General features: G+C 43.3%; 17 protein-coding genes and 1 rRNA gene. All 18 read left to right on the forward strand.

Translation table 11 applies throughout. The annotated features are described in order from the left end of the window. Positions 1 to 30: 30 nt before the first annotated feature. Entirely contained in the window at positions 31 to 1650 is a 1620-nt protein-coding gene (gene nadB, locus KJS58_RS21635; RefSeq protein ID WP_213535561.1) for an L-aspartate oxidase, read from the forward strand. Then, positions 1640 to 2506 (forward strand): carboxylating nicotinate-nucleotide diphosphorylase, encoded by an 867-nt coding sequence (gene nadC / locus KJS58_RS21640; RefSeq protein WP_213535563.1) that lies wholly within the window; start codon positions 1640 to 1642, stop codon positions 2504 to 2506. Before nadB ends, nadC begins: the two co-directional genes overlap by 11 nt. 6 nt (positions 2507 to 2512) lie before the next feature. After that, a complete protein-coding gene (locus KJS58_RS21645; RefSeq protein ID WP_213535564.1) occupies positions 2513 to 3280 on the forward strand; it encodes a type III pantothenate kinase in 768 nt (255 codons plus the stop codon). A gap of 183 nt (positions 3281 to 3463) precedes the next feature. After that, positions 3464 to 4348 (forward strand): Hsp33 family molecular chaperone HslO, encoded by an 885-nt coding sequence (hslO, locus tag KJS58_RS21650; protein WP_213535565.1) that lies wholly within the window; start codon positions 3464 to 3466, stop codon positions 4346 to 4348. 26 nt (positions 4349 to 4374) lie between these two features. Further along, positions 4375 to 5319, forward strand: coding sequence for a peptidyl-prolyl cis-trans isomerase (locus KJS58_RS21655; RefSeq protein ID WP_213535566.1), 945 nt, complete (start codon positions 4375 to 4377; stop codon positions 5317 to 5319). A 280-nt stretch (positions 5320 to 5599) separates the two neighbouring features. Then, positions 5600 to 6538 carry a cysteine synthase A gene (cysK, locus tag KJS58_RS21660; protein WP_213535567.1) on the forward strand — a complete coding sequence of 313 codons (939 nt, stop codon included), beginning with the start codon at positions 5600 to 5602 and terminating at the stop codon, positions 6536 to 6538. Between the two features lie 179 nt (positions 6539 to 6717). Continuing rightward, entirely contained in the window at positions 6718 to 8316 is a 1599-nt protein-coding gene (locus tag KJS58_RS21665) for an anthranilate synthase component I family protein (protein WP_213535568.1), read from the forward strand. Between the two features lie 14 nt (positions 8317 to 8330). Continuing rightward, positions 8331 to 8906 (forward strand): aminodeoxychorismate/anthranilate synthase component II, encoded by a 576-nt coding sequence (pabA, locus tag KJS58_RS21670; RefSeq protein WP_213535569.1) that lies wholly within the window; start codon positions 8331 to 8333, stop codon positions 8904 to 8906. A gap of 1 nt (position 8907) precedes the next feature. Beyond that, positions 8908 to 9807, forward strand: a complete 900-nt coding sequence (locus KJS58_RS21675) for an aminotransferase class IV (protein WP_213535579.1) — start codon at positions 8908 to 8910, stop codon at positions 9805 to 9807. Then, complete coding sequence (folP, locus tag KJS58_RS21680; protein ID WP_213535570.1) at positions 9794 to 10648, forward strand: dihydropteroate synthase; 855 nt, start codon at positions 9794 to 9796, stop codon at positions 10646 to 10648. The genes KJS58_RS21675 and folP overlap by 14 nt, the downstream gene beginning before the upstream one ends. Before the next feature lie 2 nt (positions 10649 to 10650). Then, positions 10651 to 11019, forward strand: coding sequence for a dihydroneopterin aldolase (gene folB / locus KJS58_RS21685; protein ID WP_160036648.1), 369 nt, complete (start codon positions 10651 to 10653; stop codon positions 11017 to 11019). 6 nt (positions 11020 to 11025) lie between these two features. Beyond that, positions 11026 to 11571 (forward strand): 2-amino-4-hydroxy-6-hydroxymethyldihydropteridine diphosphokinase, encoded by a 546-nt coding sequence (gene folK, locus KJS58_RS21690; RefSeq protein WP_213535572.1) that lies wholly within the window; start codon positions 11026 to 11028, stop codon positions 11569 to 11571. Beyond that, on the forward strand, positions 11568 to 11720 hold the full coding sequence (locus KJS58_RS21695) for a helix-turn-helix domain-containing protein (protein ID WP_374705844.1): 153 nt from the start codon (positions 11568 to 11570) through the stop codon (positions 11718 to 11720). Before folK ends, KJS58_RS21695 begins: the two co-directional genes overlap by 4 nt. A gap of 109 nt (positions 11721 to 11829) precedes the next feature. Beyond that, positions 11830 to 12873 (forward strand): tRNA dihydrouridine synthase DusB, encoded by a 1044-nt coding sequence (gene dusB, locus KJS58_RS21700; RefSeq protein ID WP_213535574.1) that lies wholly within the window; start codon positions 11830 to 11832, stop codon positions 12871 to 12873. Positions 12874 to 13067: 194 nt separating this feature from the next. Further along, complete coding sequence (gene greA / locus KJS58_RS21705; protein WP_191804446.1) at positions 13068 to 13544, forward strand: transcription elongation factor GreA; 477 nt, start codon at positions 13068 to 13070, stop codon at positions 13542 to 13544. Positions 13545 to 13746: 202 nt separating this feature from the next. Continuing rightward, a complete protein-coding gene (gene lysS / locus KJS58_RS21710) occupies positions 13747 to 15258 on the forward strand; it encodes a lysine--tRNA ligase (RefSeq protein WP_160036643.1) in 1512 nt (503 codons plus the stop codon). 138 nt (positions 15259 to 15396) lie between these two features. Next, complete coding sequence (locus KJS58_RS21715; protein ID WP_213535575.1) at positions 15397 to 16737, forward strand: TrkH family potassium uptake protein; 1341 nt, start codon at positions 15397 to 15399, stop codon at positions 16735 to 16737. Between the two features lie 439 nt (positions 16738 to 17176). Next, positions 17177 to 17401 (forward strand): 16S ribosomal RNA (locus tag KJS58_RS21720); the annotation flags it as partial.

The following is a 17401-nucleotide window of genomic DNA, read 5'->3' on the forward strand; positions in this document are numbered from 1 at the left end:
TACTTTATAGGAGACAGGTGAGGATGCCCCATGATTCCTTCTTACTTAATTGATTTGGATATAGCGGCTTTACCTCAAATGGAGACAGATCTGCTTGTTATCGGTACAGGTATAGCAGGATTGTTTACAGCAATCGAGGCAAGCAGGGACCGGCAGGTTCTTATGATTACTAAAAGAACATTGCTAGAGAGTAATACCAGATATGCGCAAGGTGGAATTGCAGCAGTTACTGCAGAGGATGATTCACCTGCCTATCATATGCAGGATACGCTTACTGCGGGTGCGGGTTTGTGCCGAGAAGAGGCTGTGAAAGTGCTTGTTAGCGAGGGGCCGGAGAGAGTCAGAGAATTAATTAGTCTCGGGACCACTTTTGATATAGAGAATGGGGAACTCGCATTAACACAGGAAGGAGCTCACAGTCATCGCCGGATTCTACATGCGAATGGAGATGCAACGGGATACGAGATTGTAAGGGCATTAGCCAAGCAAGTTGCTTCTCATGCATCGATTAAGGTATGGGATGAACACTTTGTTATTGATCTTGTAACGGGGTCCGGTGAGTGCAGGGGTGCTATTGTACAGGATGCTGATGGTGAACGAATCTATGTAAAAGCAGATGCTGTTGTACTCTGTTCTGGAGGAGCAGGCCAGTTATATCGATATACCACAAACCCGGAAGTGGCTACTGCAGATGGTATAGCTATGGCTTACCGGGCAGGGGCCGAAATACGAGACATGGAATTCATTCAATTTCATCCAACGTCTCTTTGTTATCCAGGGGCTCCTCGTTTTCTAATATCTGAGGCCGTACGCGGTGAAGGAGCAGTGCTTCGTAATATTCGAGGTGAACGGTTTATGCATAAATACCATCCACAGCTCGAGCTCGCTCCGCGTGATATCGTGGCAAGAGCAATTGTTAGTGAGATGGAGCTTACGAATGCAACCCAGGTATATCTTGATATCACCCATGAGACCCTTGACCGGATCAAGCTTCGTTTTCCGACAATCTATGAGACCTGTATGAACTATGGGCTGGATATGGCTTCGGATTGGATTCCTGTAGCACCTGCTGCTCACTATATGATGGGCGGAGTGAAAACAGATTTACAAGGAGAAAGCAGTATTCAGCGGCTTTTTGCCTGCGGAGAGGTGTCATCTACCGGTGTCCATGGAGCAAATCGGCTGGCCAGCAATTCTTTATCGGAAGCCATCGTTTTCGGGAAAAGAATTGTAGATCGCATACGCGAGCTCACTCCTCTAAAGAAATCCGTTCCTTTCGTTCCTTCCCTTAACAGAAAGGAAGTTTCCTTAGAAGTGAGTTCGATTCATGCTAGAAGACTTGCCCTGCAGAAAACAATGGTACGGGGAGTAGGGCTTCGACGCACGGAGCAAGGTTTATTACAGGCCAAGTCGGTACTCGAGAAGGAACTAGCTATATTTAATACCAGCCTTACTACACAAGAAGAATATGAGTTTGCCAATCTACTTACGTGCGCCATACTTGTCACCGAGGGGGCACTTCACCGCAAAGAGAGTCGAGGAGCTCATTATCGGGAGGATTATCCCGATTGTAACGATCTTTTGTGGCAGAAGCATACGGTGCAGCAGCGTGAACGTAAAATTGCGGAGGAAGTTAGCCATGCTACTTAATGGATATAATGAAGTATTAACCCAATCAATTAAAAGTTGGCTCGGAGAAGATGTTGGTTCCGGAGATGTCACAACCTTGGCTACCATTCCCGAAGGACATCAGTCCAAAGCTGTGATTCATGCAAAAGAAGGCGGGATTATTGCAGGACTCTCTATTGCAGAACTTGTTTTTCATATCGTTGACCCTTCACTTGAATTTCGTGCAGAATTGAAGGATGGAGACCTAGCAAAAAAGGGGACGATACTTTGTGTAGTAGAGGGAAGTACGCATAGCCTACTAACAGGCGAGAGGCTGGCTTTAAATTTACTGCAGCGGCTCTCAGGTATTGCGACCAGAACCCGTACTTATGTAGATGTAATTGCAGATCTTCCGGTGCGGTTAGTTGATACACGAAAGACAACACCAGGTCACAGGCAGCTTGAGAAATATGCAGTACGGGTCGGTGGAGGATATAATCACCGGTTTGGACTGTATGATGCAGTTATGATCAAAGATAATCACATCAAGGGTTCTGGAGGGATAACACAAGCTATTGAAAGAGCAAGAGCAAGGATCCCGCACACCATGACAATTGAAGTGGAGACAGAGAACCTATACCAAGTGAATGAGGCCATTGAGGCGGGAGCAGATATTATTATGCTTGATAATATGAATGAAGAGATGATGCGTGAGGCAGTTAGGCATATCCGAGAGGCAGCCCCGCATGTTAAAATAGAAGCTTCGGGTAATGTTTCACTTGCCAGCATTCGCAGCATAGCTGAGACAGGAGTAGATATTATCTCTGTAGGAAGACTGACTTACTCCTTTGACAGCCTAGATATCAGTCTTGATTTAAACGAAAAGAAAGGAGGATAATCCTCTTTGATCCTTGTAGTAGATGTAGGTAACAGTAATATTGTGCTTGGTATATACAAGCATCGTGAGCTTCTTCATCATTTTCGTATCAGCACCTCCAGACAGTCAACGGTAGATGAGTATGGTATTCTCATTCATAGCTTTTTTCAGATGTCGGGTATATCAACTTCAGAAATTGAAGGAATTATCATCTCTTCTGTTGTACCGCCGCTGGTGAATGTGCTGGAGGAAATGTGTATTAAATATGTGGGCAAGAAACCACTTATCGTCGGTCCTGGCATCAAAACAGGGTTGAATCTTCGTTATGAGAATCCTCGTGAGGTAGGTGCGGACCGGATCGTGAATGCGGTAGCGGCGATTGATCAATTTAACTGCCCTCTCGTAGTAGTTGATTTCGGTACGGCAACGACCTTTGATTGTATAGATGGAGAGGGTAACTACCTGGGCGGAGCCATTGTGCCGGGTATTGGGATTTCTACCGAGGCATTATATCAACGAGCTTCTAAATTGCCGCGTATTGAACTCGAGAAACCGAAGAAAGTAATCGGACGAAATACCATCCACGCCATGCAAGCAGGCATCATTTTTGGTTATGCAGGACAGGTTGATGGAATCGTGGAACGAATCAAGGAAGAGATGAAGGCTACACCAAAAGTGATTGCTACGGGCGGTTTGGCAGAACTTATTGCAAGTGAGACAAGAACCATCGAAGTGGTAAGTCCCATGTTGACACTTGAGGGTCTGCGGATTATATACGAACGTAATAAGGGGTAACCTTACTGAATAAAAGATAATGGAAAAAGGGATAGGCAGTCACCTTTATTCCGTTATCTTTTTCGATTACAATAAAGAGAGTGCCGACTTAGACGAAATATGAATTTGCACAATCTTCATAAGGAAGCAGCCTGGCTTGCCTTGTAAATTATAAATAGGATGACACAGAAGGAGCATAACAGAATGGAAAAGAAGAAAGACCGATTGGTGCGTGGTACAGCTTTAGGTGGACGTGTTCGTGCATTTTCGATCCGTACAACGAACTTGGTAGAAGAATTGAGAAGAAGACATGATACATTTCCTACAACAACAGCTGCAATGGGGCGGACAGTTACGGCTACTGCCATCATGGGCGCTATGTTGAAAGGGGAAGAAAAACTGACCATTCAAGTAAACGGGAATGGACCTATTGGTCAGATCGTAGCAGATGCGAATGCCAAAGGTGAAGTGAGAGGATACGTTAAGAATCCACATGTCCACTTACCAAGCAATAGTAAAGGTAAACTTGATGTAGCTGGAGCTGTAGGTACTTCCGGATTTATTCATATAACCAAGGACCTTGGGCTCAAAGAACCTTACCGTGGAAGTACTCCTATCATTTCAGGTGAATTGGGCGAAGACTTTACGTATTATTTTGCTAAATCAGAACAAACACCTTCTGCAGTAGGTCTTGGTGTCTTAGTTGATACAGACAACTCTGTTCTTGTAGCTGGAGGATTTATTATTCAGCTCTTGCCTGGACTGAATGATGAGGAAATTTCGGCAATTGAGGACGCAATCAGTAACATGCCGCCGGTAACCACCCTCTTGGACCAAGGGCTTGATGTGGAAGAAATGCTCCGCAAGATTTTACCGGATGTTGTAATCCATGATAGCATGGATATCGTCTTCCAGTGTCAATGTAGTCGTAAACGTGTAGAGCAAACACTGATCTCGCTTGGAGAATCGGAACTTACTGATTTAATTGAAGAAGAAGGCCGAGCTGAAGTGGTGTGTCAGTTCTGTAATGAAGCATATGAATTTACGAAAAGTGACCTGGAAACCATTCTTGAGCAAGCGAGAAGCTAAAACCGTTATGGGGTAGATGAGAAGGGATGACGAAACAAGAAAAAGGACTTTGGGTGACTGTCGTTGTGCTGAGCGTAGGTGTTATTTTTATGGGGACGTTTATTTTTCGCGGAATGAACGATTCGAGTACAAATACAGGCCTAAGTGCTTCGGATTGGAAAGAGCCGGTTGCAAGTATTGCAGGGCAAATGATTTCGGAGAAGCAATGGGTAGATGCACTTAAGACACGTTATGGCAACAAAGTTTTAATGGAAATGCTTAATCGTCAGGCTGTTCTCGCTGAAGCTAAATTACAAGGGCTGACTGTAACCGAGTATCAAGTTGACAAAGAACTGCAATCTTCTATGGAGGGCTATTCCTCAGAACAAGCTTTTTATGATGAAATGTGGAATCAATTTGGGATGAGCTCAGAAGAATTGAGGGCTGAGGCAACCTATCAAGTTTTGCTTGAAGAAATTGCAACAAGAGACATTGCAGTCAGTGAAGAAGCAGTACAAGAGTACTATGAACAACATGAAGCAGATTATAAACCCATCCGTCTGTTTGATATTTCTATGATCCAAGTGGATGATCTTGTTTCAGCAAACCATGTCCTTGAACGGATTGAAGCGGGTGAATCATTTGGAAAAGTGGCAGAGAGTGAGTCAACGGATGAATACAGCCGTGAATCCAAAGGGAGACTTGGGCTTATCGAAGAGAATGATCCTTTTCAACCTGAGGAAATGATGATGCTCGCAGAAGAGATCCAAATTGGTGATGTCGCCGGTCCTGTTCAAGTGGATGAACACTATATTATTGTTCGTTTAAATGATATCGAAGAAAAACAAGGTATGACATATGAAGAGGCAATGGAAGATATTCGAATGATGCTTGCTTTGAATGATTCCATTCCCTTGTCAGAATTAGAAGAGCAGCTTCGCAGTAAATATGGAGCTGATATAAGAGTAAAACTGGAGAGACCTGCTTCCTAAGGGAAGGGGTCTCTTTTTCTGCTCTATTTTTTTCTAACAATATTGACATTATGAAGCAAGGTTGATAATATTAAAGTTATAAAAACCCACCTATTTAGTCGGAAATGTAATGGTGGGCAAAGGAATGGAAAGAGTATGGACGGTGCGGTAACGTAAGCAGGCAGTAACCGTCTTAGAGCATGGTCCAGCTCATACAATACAACTAGAATACACAATGGCATATGAAATAGAAGAAGCAATCATTCATTCAACTTCATTTAATCCAAGGAGGGCAATTATCATGGCTAAGGTTGTCAATAATGTTACAGAACTTATCGGTGGAACGCCGCTTGTTCGCTTGAATCGCGTTGTACCTAAAGGTAGCGCGGAAGTATATGTGAAACTTGAATACCAAAACCCTGGATCTAGTGTGAAAGATCGGATCGCGATCAGTATCATAGAGGATGCAGAGAAGTCTGGCCGTATTAAACCAGGTGACACGATTGTAGAAGCAACGAGTGGTAATACAGGCATTGGGCTGGCCATGGTAGCAGCGGCTAAAGGATATCGTTCGATTATTGTTATGCCTGAGACGATGAGCTTAGAGCGTCGTAATTTGCTTCGTGCATATGGTGCAGAGCTTGTGCTTACTCCTGGATCAGAGGGAATGAATGGCGCGGTTAAGAAAGCAGAAGCGATCGTAGAAGAAAATTCAGGTTACTTCATGGCAGAACAATTTAAGAACCAATCTAATGTTAGAATCCACCGTGAAACTACGGGTCCTGAGATCGTAGAAGCAATTCAGTCCGTGGGCGGTTCTCTGGATGCATTTGTAGCTGGAATTGGTACAGGTGGTACGATTACAGGTGCAGGTGAAGTCCTCAAAGAGTCTTTCCCAGACATTAAAATTTATGCAGTGGAACCGGCAGCTTCACCAATTCTGGCAGGCGGGGCCCCAGGTCCTCATAAAATTCAAGGGATCGGTGCAAACTTTGTTCCTGAGATTCTAAATCAGGACGTTTATGATGAAATCATTCATATTGAGAATGAGGATGCATTTGAAACCGCTCGCCAAGTAGCGAAAGAAGAGGGAATCCTTGCTGGTATCTCTTCTGGAGCAGCCATTCGTGCTGCGCTGAAAGTGGCAAAAGAGCTGGGTGAAGGTAAACGTGTCGTTGCGATCGTTCCAAGTAATGGGGAACGTTACCTCAGCACACCTCTTTATAATTTTGAAGGTTAAGACTGACGAGTAGAATACTCGAATTGAATCTTTACTTCTATATTAATAACAAATTATATAACCCTGTGTCGCAACTCATTTGCAGGCACAGGGTTTTTTATCATCTGCTTTTAAAATGAAGAATGCTTTAGTATACTAACAGACAATAGACAAGGTCAGCCTGGAGGAAAGAAGCATACATGAATAAGGTAACTACAACCTACGATGATTGGAAAGTATGGAGCAAAGAGGATTGGACGGTGCTTCCCTATGTAACAAAAATGAAACTCAAGAATTCACCAGCTCTTCGTTCCTGGAAGCCTGCATGGGAACAGGCTTCTCCCTATGCTTTTGTACTGGAAAGCGGAAAGGATGGGAAATACACCTATCTTGGTTTATGCCCGGTCGCCATCGTCACGGGGAAGGGTAAACAGGCAGAGGTGAAAATTCTCGATGATGCAGAAGGAGCTAACCAAAAGCATAGTTTTCATTCACAAGGGACGATGACAGGAGACCCCCTGCAAATAATCGAAGAGTGGATCGCCCCCTACCGCGCTCCTCGGATTCAAGGGATGCCGCCGTTTTCCGGCGGGGTTGTAGGTTACTTAAGTTATGATGTGGCTCGTTCCCTTGAGAAGCTGCCTGAACTTGCTAAAGACGACCCAAGTCTCCCTGATTACATGTGGATGCGATTTGAGGAAGTGTGGACAATTGATCATGAAGAGAATGTGGTTTATTGTTCAGTTTACACGCTCTTAGACAAAGAAGAGCCGTTAGAGAAGCAGTTCACGCAAGCCGCTTTCAGGGCGGAGGCTATGCTTCGTAGCTTTGAGCATATGACGGAAACTGCCGAAACGCCTTATTATATTCGCGAGCAAGCAGAGCGGATTCAGCGGCTGGAGCAGGCTAGCGTTGAGGGCGATGCACATATGGATGTGGCTCAGGGCTGGGAATCTCCTTTTGATAAAGAAGCCTTTGAACTAGCCGTGAAAAAGGTGCAGGATTATATCGGGCAGGGAGATGTCTTTCAGGTTAATCTTTCATTAAGACAGGATAAGGAGCTGCATACTTCTCCTGATGATGTGTATGAGTGGCTTCGTGTAATTAACCCCTCCCCTTATATGGGATACGTTCAGACACCGGATTTTCAACTGGTAAGCGGCTCTCCAGAGCTGTTGATTAAACTCACGCAGGGTAAAGTCATCGCAAGACCCATTGCAGGAACAAGACGCAGGGGAGCGACCTCAGAAGAGGACAAGCGTATGGCAGAAGAACTGCTTCATACGGAAAAAGAGCGGGCTGAGCATATTATGCTCGTGGATCTTGAGCGTAATGATATCGGTAGAGTAGCCAAATATGGATCAGTGCGTGTTCCTGAACTTATGACCATCGAATACTATTCGCATGTAATGCATCTAGTTTCACAAGTAGAAGGAATTTTAGCCGAAGGTAAAAATGCCTTTGATGTGATTGCAGCTGCATTTCCAGGCGGGACCATTACAGGTGCTCCTAAGGTAAGGACGATGGAGATCATCGAGGAACTGGAGCCAGTGAGACGAGGCCCCTATACAGGGTCAATTGGCTGGATTTCCTACCAAGGGGATATGGAGCTGAATATTATTATTCGTACCCTCGCCGTGAAAGATAACATCGGTTATATTCAGGCCGGAGCAGGAATTGTAATTGATTCAGATCCTTACCGGGAATATAGAGAATCAAAGAACAAAGCAAGGGCAGTTATGAAGGCTGTACAGTATAGTGAAGAAGCTGCTATGCAGCGAAGCAGAGACGAGAACTAGAGGAGGTTTTTTATATGATTTTGGTTATTGATAACTATGATTCTTTTACGTATAACCTCGTGCAGTATCTAGGTGAGCTAGGTGAGGAAGTAGAGGTACGCCGGAATGATGAAATCGATATTCCAGGGATTGAAGCACTTGCCCCGGATCATATCTTGATTTCGCCAGGCCCATGTACACCAAATGAAGCAGGGATCAGTCTTGAGATACTGCATCATTTCAAAGGTAAAATTCCAATGTTTGGGGTCTGCCTTGGACACCAGGCAATTGGTCAGGCTTTTGGAGGGAACGTCGTTAGGGCAGAACGTTTGATGCATGGTAAAACATCACCTATTCATCATGGGGGAGCGTCTGTGTTCGAAGGAATTCCATCTCCATTTACAGCGACGAGATACCATTCTCTACTCGTGGAGAGAGAGAGTCTTCCTGACTGCCTGGAGATTACGGCAGAGACGGAAGAAGGAGAGATTATGGGACTCAGACATAAAGAATATGCGATTGAAGGCGTACAATTTCATCCGGAATCTATCGTTACCGATTACGGTCATCATATGCTTCGCAACTTTCTACGTCAGAAAGCACATGTATAAGATGAAATACGTCATGATGAATGGGCAATTAATCGAGACAACGAAAGCCGCGATTCCTGTGATGGATCACGGCTTCTTGTACGGGATGGGTTTATTTGAGACTTTTCGAACCTATGGGGGCAAACCTTCTCTGCTGTCTCGTCATCTTCAAAGGCTTTCTCAAGGCTGTGAGGATTTAGGGATTCCTGTTCGTGCGGAAGAACATAAACTAGAGATGCTTATTCGCAAGCTGCTGGAATCCAATGGGCTTAGTGACGGCTATATTCGATACACGGTTTCGGCAGGCGAAGAAATTCTTGGTTTGCCTTCGGCAGACTACCGTGAGCCGAGTCACCTTATTTTTGCTAAAGAACTGCCGGTTCTAGATGAAGCTTGGTATATCAAAGGTAAGCCCCTTCAATTGCTGAAGACGATGAGGAATACACCTGAGGGCGAGATTCGATATAAATCTTTGCACTACATGAATAACATTCTTGCGAAGAGAGAGCTTATGCAGTATAAGCGGGCAGTACAGTCTCAAGCGGAAGGTTTAATGTTGACCAAAGAGGGGCATCTTGCTGAAGGGATTGTCAGTAATCTTTTTTTTATAACCAAAGGTGTTCTTTATACCCCTGAATTAAGCACGGGTATCTTGCCTGGCATTACAAGAGCGGTTGTTCTTGAAGCTGCGGGTGACCTAGGTATTCCTGTAGTAAAAGGATTATTCACAACTAAGCACCTATCTCAGGCGGATGAGATTTTTATGACCAGTTCCATACAAGAACTAATCCCAATAACAGCGCTGCTTGGTTTTCCGGAAGGGGAAGTGATTCAGGTCCAGGATGGAAAAATGGGACCGAATACACGCAGACTGCTGGATTTATACCGAAAGAAAGCAGGTAGAGAAGATGTTGAAACCTAAACTATATAAACGTACATATCAGCGCGGCGAAATGACGCTAAAGCTGGGTGAAAGAACACTGATTATGGGGATTGTTAACGTAACTCCGGATTCGTTCTCCGATGGGGGACAATACAATTCTGTAGATCGTGCAGTTACTCATGCTATAGAACTCTACGAACAAGGAGCGGATATCATTGATATTGGCGGTGAATCTACCCGCCCTGGACACACTGTAATTTCGAGTGATGAAGAAATTGCACGAGTAGTCCCTGTGATTGAATCTCTTCATAAAGTAGCACCGCATATCCCAATCTCTATTGATACTTATAAAGCAGATGTAGCGAGAGCGGCAATAGATGCAGGAGCTCATATCATTAATGATATTTGGGGCCTCAAAGCTGATCAGGATATGGCACCGCTTGCGCGCGAGAAGAATTGTCCTGTTATCCTAATGCATAATCGTGAGAACACAGATTACGATAATTTTATTGCCGACGCAGTCACTGATCTAAAAGAAAGCATAGAGATTGCTTTGCAAGCAGGCATTCATAAAGATCATATTATTCTTGATCCAGGTATCGGATTTGCAAAAAGCTATGAGCAAAACTTACAGATGATGATATCATTAGGTGCACTGGTGGAGCTTGGCTACCCTGTTCTGCTCGCTACCTCTCGCAAACGGTTTATTCGGAACACACTGCAATTGCCAGTGAATGATCTAGTCGAGGGAACGGCAGCGACCGTGGCTTTTGGAATTGCCCAAGGAGCGCAAATGGTACGAGTTCATGATGTAGCTCAAATCAAGCGTACAGTAGACATGTGTGATGCGATGCTGTACCAAGGAAGAGAGGAATTATAATAATGGATAAAATGAAACTTCACCGTATGGAGTACTATGGATATCACGGGGTCTTTGAGGAAGAACGTAAACTTGGACAGCGATTCTATATTGATCTAGAGCTCGATATGGACTTACAAGAAGCGGGTATGCATGACGATCTCACCAAAACGATAAATTACGCTGAAATTCACGAACATGTGAAAAATATCGTTGAAAATAAGTCATTCCAATTAATTGAAGCTTTAGGTGAATATATTGCATCTTCCCTACTTGAGACTTATACTAGTGTGGATGCGCTTGTAGTCAAGGTAACGAAACCGCATCCTCCTTTCGATATTCATTTTGAAGGAGTTACAGTAGAACTTCATCGTACTAGGAAAGTAGGATAACGACTCATGAATGCACAGTCAACCTCTGATACGTCAGAGGCTTATATTGCTTTAGGGGCTAATTTAGGCGATCGGGAGCAGACGCTTATGTCTGCAATAAGGATGCTGGACAAGCAAGATGATATTAAGGTTACTGCTTGTTCTGATTTATACGAAACAGATCCAGTAGGTTATACTGATCAGCCTGCATTTATTAATATGGCCATTTCCGTCAATACAACACTATCTCCTCAGGAACTGCTGGGTCGTATGCTTGAGATCGAGAATCAGCTAGGGCGTGTTCGTCATATCAGATGGGGTCCAAGAACCGTGGATCTCGACTTGCTATGGTATGAAGGAGTAGAGATGAATACAGAAAAGCTTATTCTTCCGCATCCAAGAATGCAGGAGAGAGCTTTCGTGTTAGTTCCATTATCCGATGTTGTCCGTGAAAAATCAGACAACATTTCTTATTTTGTACAAACAGCTTTAGAGAGCCTGGATGAAAGGGATGGAATACGGCGGTGGAAAACATGCAACTGGCCAGACGAATCCGCGCTTTCCGGAAATTGAAAGGTGTAACTCAGCAGTCTCTAGCAGAGCAAACAGGCATATCTCTCGCTATGCTCGGTATGATTGAACGGGGAACTCGTGTCCCAACAGAGGAGCAGCTTGTTAGAATCGCAGATGTTCTTGCTATTTCCCTGTCGGAGTTTAAATAGGAGACGCAGTGGGTTGTTTTTTTGAAAAAGTAATTTGAACGTTTAGATGTGATAGATATAAATGATTTAAAGATTAATAAAGATTTTAAAAGGAGTGATACGAAATCCTATGCTTAAGATCGCTGATATTGAAATGAAGAATCAGGTCGTTGTTGCTCCGATGGCAGGAGTAAGTAATCCGGCTTTTCGCCTCATTGCTAAAGAATTTGGCGCTGGGTTAGTCTGCGCTGAAATGGTCAGCGATAAAGGAATTCTAAATGGTAATAAACGGACGCGAGAAATGCTATTTGTAGATGAACGGGAAAAGCCGCTTAGTCTGCAAATCGTTGGCGGTAACAGAGAAACTTTGGTTGCTGCTGCGAAGGTTGTTGACCAAGAAACGAATGCAGATATTATTGATATTAACATGGGCTGTCCTGCCCCCAAAATTAACAAAAGCGATGCGGGAGCACGTTGGCTTTTAGATCCAAATAAAATATATGAGATGGTATCTGCTGTAGTGGATGCTGTGTCCAAACCAGTTACTGTAAAAATGCGTATCGGCTGGGATCATGATCATATCTATGCTGTCGAAAACGCACGTGCAGTGGAAAGTGCTGGGGGTAAAGCAATAGCTCTTCACGGTAGAACAAGAGAGCAATTGTATACTGGCCGGGCAGACTGGGATATTATAAAGGAAGTTAAGGATTCGGTTTCCATTCCGATTATTGGGAACGGCGATATTTCTTCACCAGAAGAAGCAAAACGAAGACTCGAAGAATCTGGAGTAGACGGAGTTATGATCGGCCGCGCTGCTCTTGGTAATCCATGGATGCTATATAGAACCATTGAATACCTTGAGAAGGGTGTGTTACCACCAGACCCGTCACCGGAAGAAAAAATGCGTATTGCCATACTGCACATGGATCGATTAATTGACCTGAAAGGGGAAAATGTAGCAGTACGTGAAATGCGTAAGCATCTATCTTGGTATCTGAAAGGACTCAAAGGTTCTGCGCGAATTAAAGATGCCATTATGGAAGGAACCAAGCGTGACGAGATGGTTGATATACTGACGAATTATTTGGAAAACTTGCCTCGAAACGAGTCGAATATAGAAACAGACAGCCAAGAAATTGATCAAGAGTCAATAAATACGGACTGTGCTTGCTAAGGCTATAGGAGAGAACATTGACTTTTCAATATCGTTAACCTATAATTTTTTGGTATAAATTCGGCAAGATGGTTTTATGTTCAAGGACACCTGAGAGAACGAATTGTTCTGTTTTTTTAAGATTAGCATATCGTTTTTTAAATGAATTTTTGAATTAGTTCCATATTATTCCCATGACAGGAGAATCGGTTAACATGAGCGATAAAGAAGTCATTCTTACCCAAGAGGGGCTCAAGAAGCTTGAGGACGAACTCGAGAACTTGAAGTCTGTAAAACGCCGTGAAGTTGCAGAACGGATTAAGGTAGCCATTGGTTATGGTGATATTAGTGAGAACTCGGAGTATGAAGATGCGAAGAATGAGCAAGCTTTTATTGAAGGGCGTGTACTTACTCTCGAGAAAATGCTTCGCAATGCGCGTATCATCAACAGCGACGAGGTCGGCACAGACATCGTAGGAATTGGTGCAACCGTTACAGTTGAAGATATGGAGTTCGGCGATGTGGTTGAATACACGATCGTTGGATCTGCAGAATCCAATCCGCTTCAAAATAAAATTTCAAATGAAAGCCCTGTTGGTAAAGCTATTATTGGCAAAGCCAAAGGAACTGTTGTTGATGTAAGTGTTCCTGCAGGTGTTATCCAGTACAAAATTGTAGATATCAAGAAGTAATCATACAAAAGGATCGGGATATGAAGAGAGCTTCCCTAGGGGAAGCTTTTTTTCAATCAGCTTGTTTCTTGAAGGCGTCGTACCTTAGTTTCTTACGATCGTCTTTTATCGGTATAACATGCCTTGTATCTTTTAAGATTGCTGTATTGTATAGATATCTGCATTAGAAGATACATAATAATTAAGGAGTTGAAGAAGGCAAATGACGGATGAAGTAGTAGGTACAGAACAAGAGCTTAGTGAGCTTTTACAGATCAGACGGGCAAAATTAGATGAGCTTCGAGCTCTTGGTATTGATCCTTTCGGTAAAAAGTACGAACGTACGGATGAAGCCGGTAATATTTTGAAACAATATAATGACCTGACCAAAGAAGAAATTGAAGAAAAGAACGTTGAAGTAAGCATTGCTGGGCGTATTATGGCGAAACGCGGTATGGGTAAAGCAAGTTTTGCTCATATTCAGGACCTAAGCGGACGTATTCAAATTTATGTTCGTAAAGATACCGTTGCTGAAGCGCAGTACGATGCATTTACCCTGCTTGATCTTGGGGATATCATCGGTGTGAAAGGTACGGTTTTCAAAACCAAAACTGGGGAGACTTCAATTAAAGTTACTGAGCTTGAAGTGCTTTCAAAATCGTTGTACCCATTGCCTGATAAATACCAAGGTCTAAAAGACGTAGAATTACGTTACCGTCAGCGGTATGTGGATCTGATTATGAGCTCTGAAGTACAACAAACATTTATTTCTCGCTCTAAAATTATTCAGTCCATGCGTCGTTATCTTGATGGCTTAGGCTACTTGGAAGTAGAGACACCAACACTGCACTCCATTGCAGGCGGTGCGGCAGCACGACCATTTATTACGCATCATAATGCGCTGGATATGGAACTATATATGCGTATCGCAATTGAACTGCACTTGAAACGTCTGATTGTAGGCGGCCTGGAGAAAGTGTACGAAATTGGACGTGTATATCGTAACGAAGGGATCTCAACTCGTCATAACCCTGAGTTCACCATGATTGAATTGTATGAAGCATACGCAGATTATAAAGATATAATGGAACTCACAGAGAACATGGTTGCTCATATTGCGCAAGAAGTTCTAGGAACAACGAAGATTGATTATCAAGGACATGAAGTTGACCTTACCCCATCTTGGCGCCGTGTATCCATGGTGGATGCGGTTAAAGAAGTGAAGGGTGTAGATTTTGGCGTCGAAATGACAAATGAAGAAGCACACCGTTTGGCTAAGGAACATAATGTACCTGTTGAAAAACACATGACATTTGGACATATCCTTAATGCATTCTTTGAAGAGTTTGTTGAGGAAACCCTGATTCAGCCAACTTTCGTATATGGTCACCCTGTTGAAATTTCTCCGCTTGCGAAAAAGAATGAAGAAGATCCAAGATTTACGGATCGCTTTGAACTTTTCATCGTAGGACGCGAACATGCGAATGCATTTAGTGAGCTGAATGATCCGATCGATCAGCGTCAGCGTTTCGAAGCACAGTTACTAGAAAAAGAACACGGTAACGATGAAGCGCATGAGATGGATGATGACTTCATTCGTGCACTTGAATATGGTATGCCGCCTACAGGTGGTCTTGGAATTGGTGTAGACCGTCTTGTAATGTTGCTTACGAATTCTCCATCGATTCGTGACGTGCTTCTTTTCCCACATATGCGTCACCGTGCATTGGACTAAGAAGGACAAGCATTTTGCATAAACAAGTTTACAATAGAATCTAGACATACAGAGGAACAGCTGAGCAGATGATGCTTGAGGTTGTTCCTCTTTTAAAATGTACGGATTGGCAAGGGCTATGAAGAAAGGCGAGATGTAATGAAGAGACGTGTGGGTTTCACCAAAAAACTGGCTACTCCGCCATTTATATTAGTCGCAGGTATCTTGCTGATCATCGGGATAGGTACCGTATTATTAATGCTGCCTGTTTCCAACCAGAACGGACACCCTCTTCGTTTTATGGATGCACTTTTTACGGCAACTTCTGCGGCTTGTGTTACAGGCTTAATCGTAGTAGATGTAGAAACTACATTTACCCTTTTTGGTGAGACCGTTATTATGATCCTGATGCAGCTGGGCGGTCTTGGCTTCATGACAATTGCAACTTTGATTGCATTATTATTTGGAAGAAAGTTATCCCTAAAGGATCGACTTATCTTAAAAGAAGCGATTAATTCGGACACCATGGAAGGAGTCGTTCGAATCATTCGGAAGGTTCTGATCTTTTCTTTTACCATTGAAGGGATCGCAGCAATTATTTTTACAGCTAGATGGTCAGTGGATATGCCTTTCCTCAAGGCGCTGTATTATGGTATTTTCCATTCCGTGTCTTTGTTTAACAATGGTGGCTTTGATCTGTTCGGCAATAGCTTCCAATATTACACGGGTGATTGGTTGTTCAATACGATCGCGAGCATACTGGTTATATCGGGGGGCCTGGGGTTTGTTGTGCTCAACGATTTATTCGAATTTCCTAAAAAGCGAAGACTATCTCTTCATTCAAAAATGGTGCTGTCCGTATCCGGCGTATTAATTGCCATTGGTGCAATCGTACTGTTTGTTTTTGAATTTACAAATACGAAAACGTTAGGCTCGCTTGATTTGTCTCATAAGCTCTATGCGTCCTTCTTCCAGTCTGTATCTACCCGTTCATCGGGGACAAGTACAATAGATATAACAGAACTGCGTTCTGCGACACAATTCTTTTTCATCTTGCTTATGTTTATCGGGGCTTCTCCTGGTTCAACAGGAGGAGGTATTAAAACAACCACGTTTCTCATCATGATAGGTGCTCTGTACGCAATGGTCAGAGGACGAAAAGATATTGTATTTTTCCGGCATCGTGTACCCCAAGGGCTTCTCATGCGGGCTATGACCATTATCATTATCACATTGGGTATATTTATGGTCATTAATATGCTGCTGCTTACAACAGAGGACGCTCCTTTTCTAACAATACTGTTTGAGACAGCATCTGCTGTAGGGACGGTAGGGCTTTCTGTGGGATTAACACCGGAACTGACTGAATGGGGTAAACTCATTATTACGGTCACGATGTTTATCGGTCGTATTGGTCCGCTTACCATTGCTTATGCGATCAGACCAAAACAAACGAAGAATCTATATCGCCATCCGGAGGGACGAATCATCATCGGATAATGGCAGTATATAAAGAGAGTAAATGAAGAAGAGGGGCTCTGGTTTAATTAGCAGGGCCTCTTTTATTATTATTAATTGCGCTCTTAAACTTTTTTCAAAAAATACTTGCATAATTTTTATCAGCATGGTATATTCTAATTCCGGCCAAGAAGTTAGCCAGTAAGCAACACACTGAATAACCAAGCAACTTAAGGAAGTTAAAAACTTCTGAAAAAAAGCTTGACACTCTGAACCGGACATGATATGATATAAAAGTTGCTGACGACGAGAGTTGTTAGCGAGATTGATCTTTGAAAACTGAACAACGAGGAGTTTTACGTAAGTGAAACTCGTGAGTGAATTAATACAAATTCAATTTGTTGGTCATAACAAATTGAATAGAGAACGATAAGTTCTCGTCAGCATTTTCTAAATGAGCTTATCGCTCTTTTCAATAACTTTATTGGAGAGTTTGATCCTGGCTCAGGACGAACGCTGGCGGCGTGCCTAATACATGCAAGTCGAGCGGACTTGATGGAGAGCTTGCTCTCCTGAGAGTTAGCGGCGGACGGGTGAGTAACACGTAGGCAACCTGCCCATAAGACTGGGATAACTACCGGAAACGGTAGCTAATACCGGATAGGTTCTTCCCTCGCATGAGAGAAGAAAGAAAGACGGAGCAATC

The sequence above is a fragment of the Paenibacillus sp. J45TS6 genome (assembly GCF_018403285.1).
In the GTDB taxonomy this organism is placed as follows: domain Bacteria; phylum Bacillota; class Bacilli; order Paenibacillales; family Paenibacillaceae; genus Paenibacillus.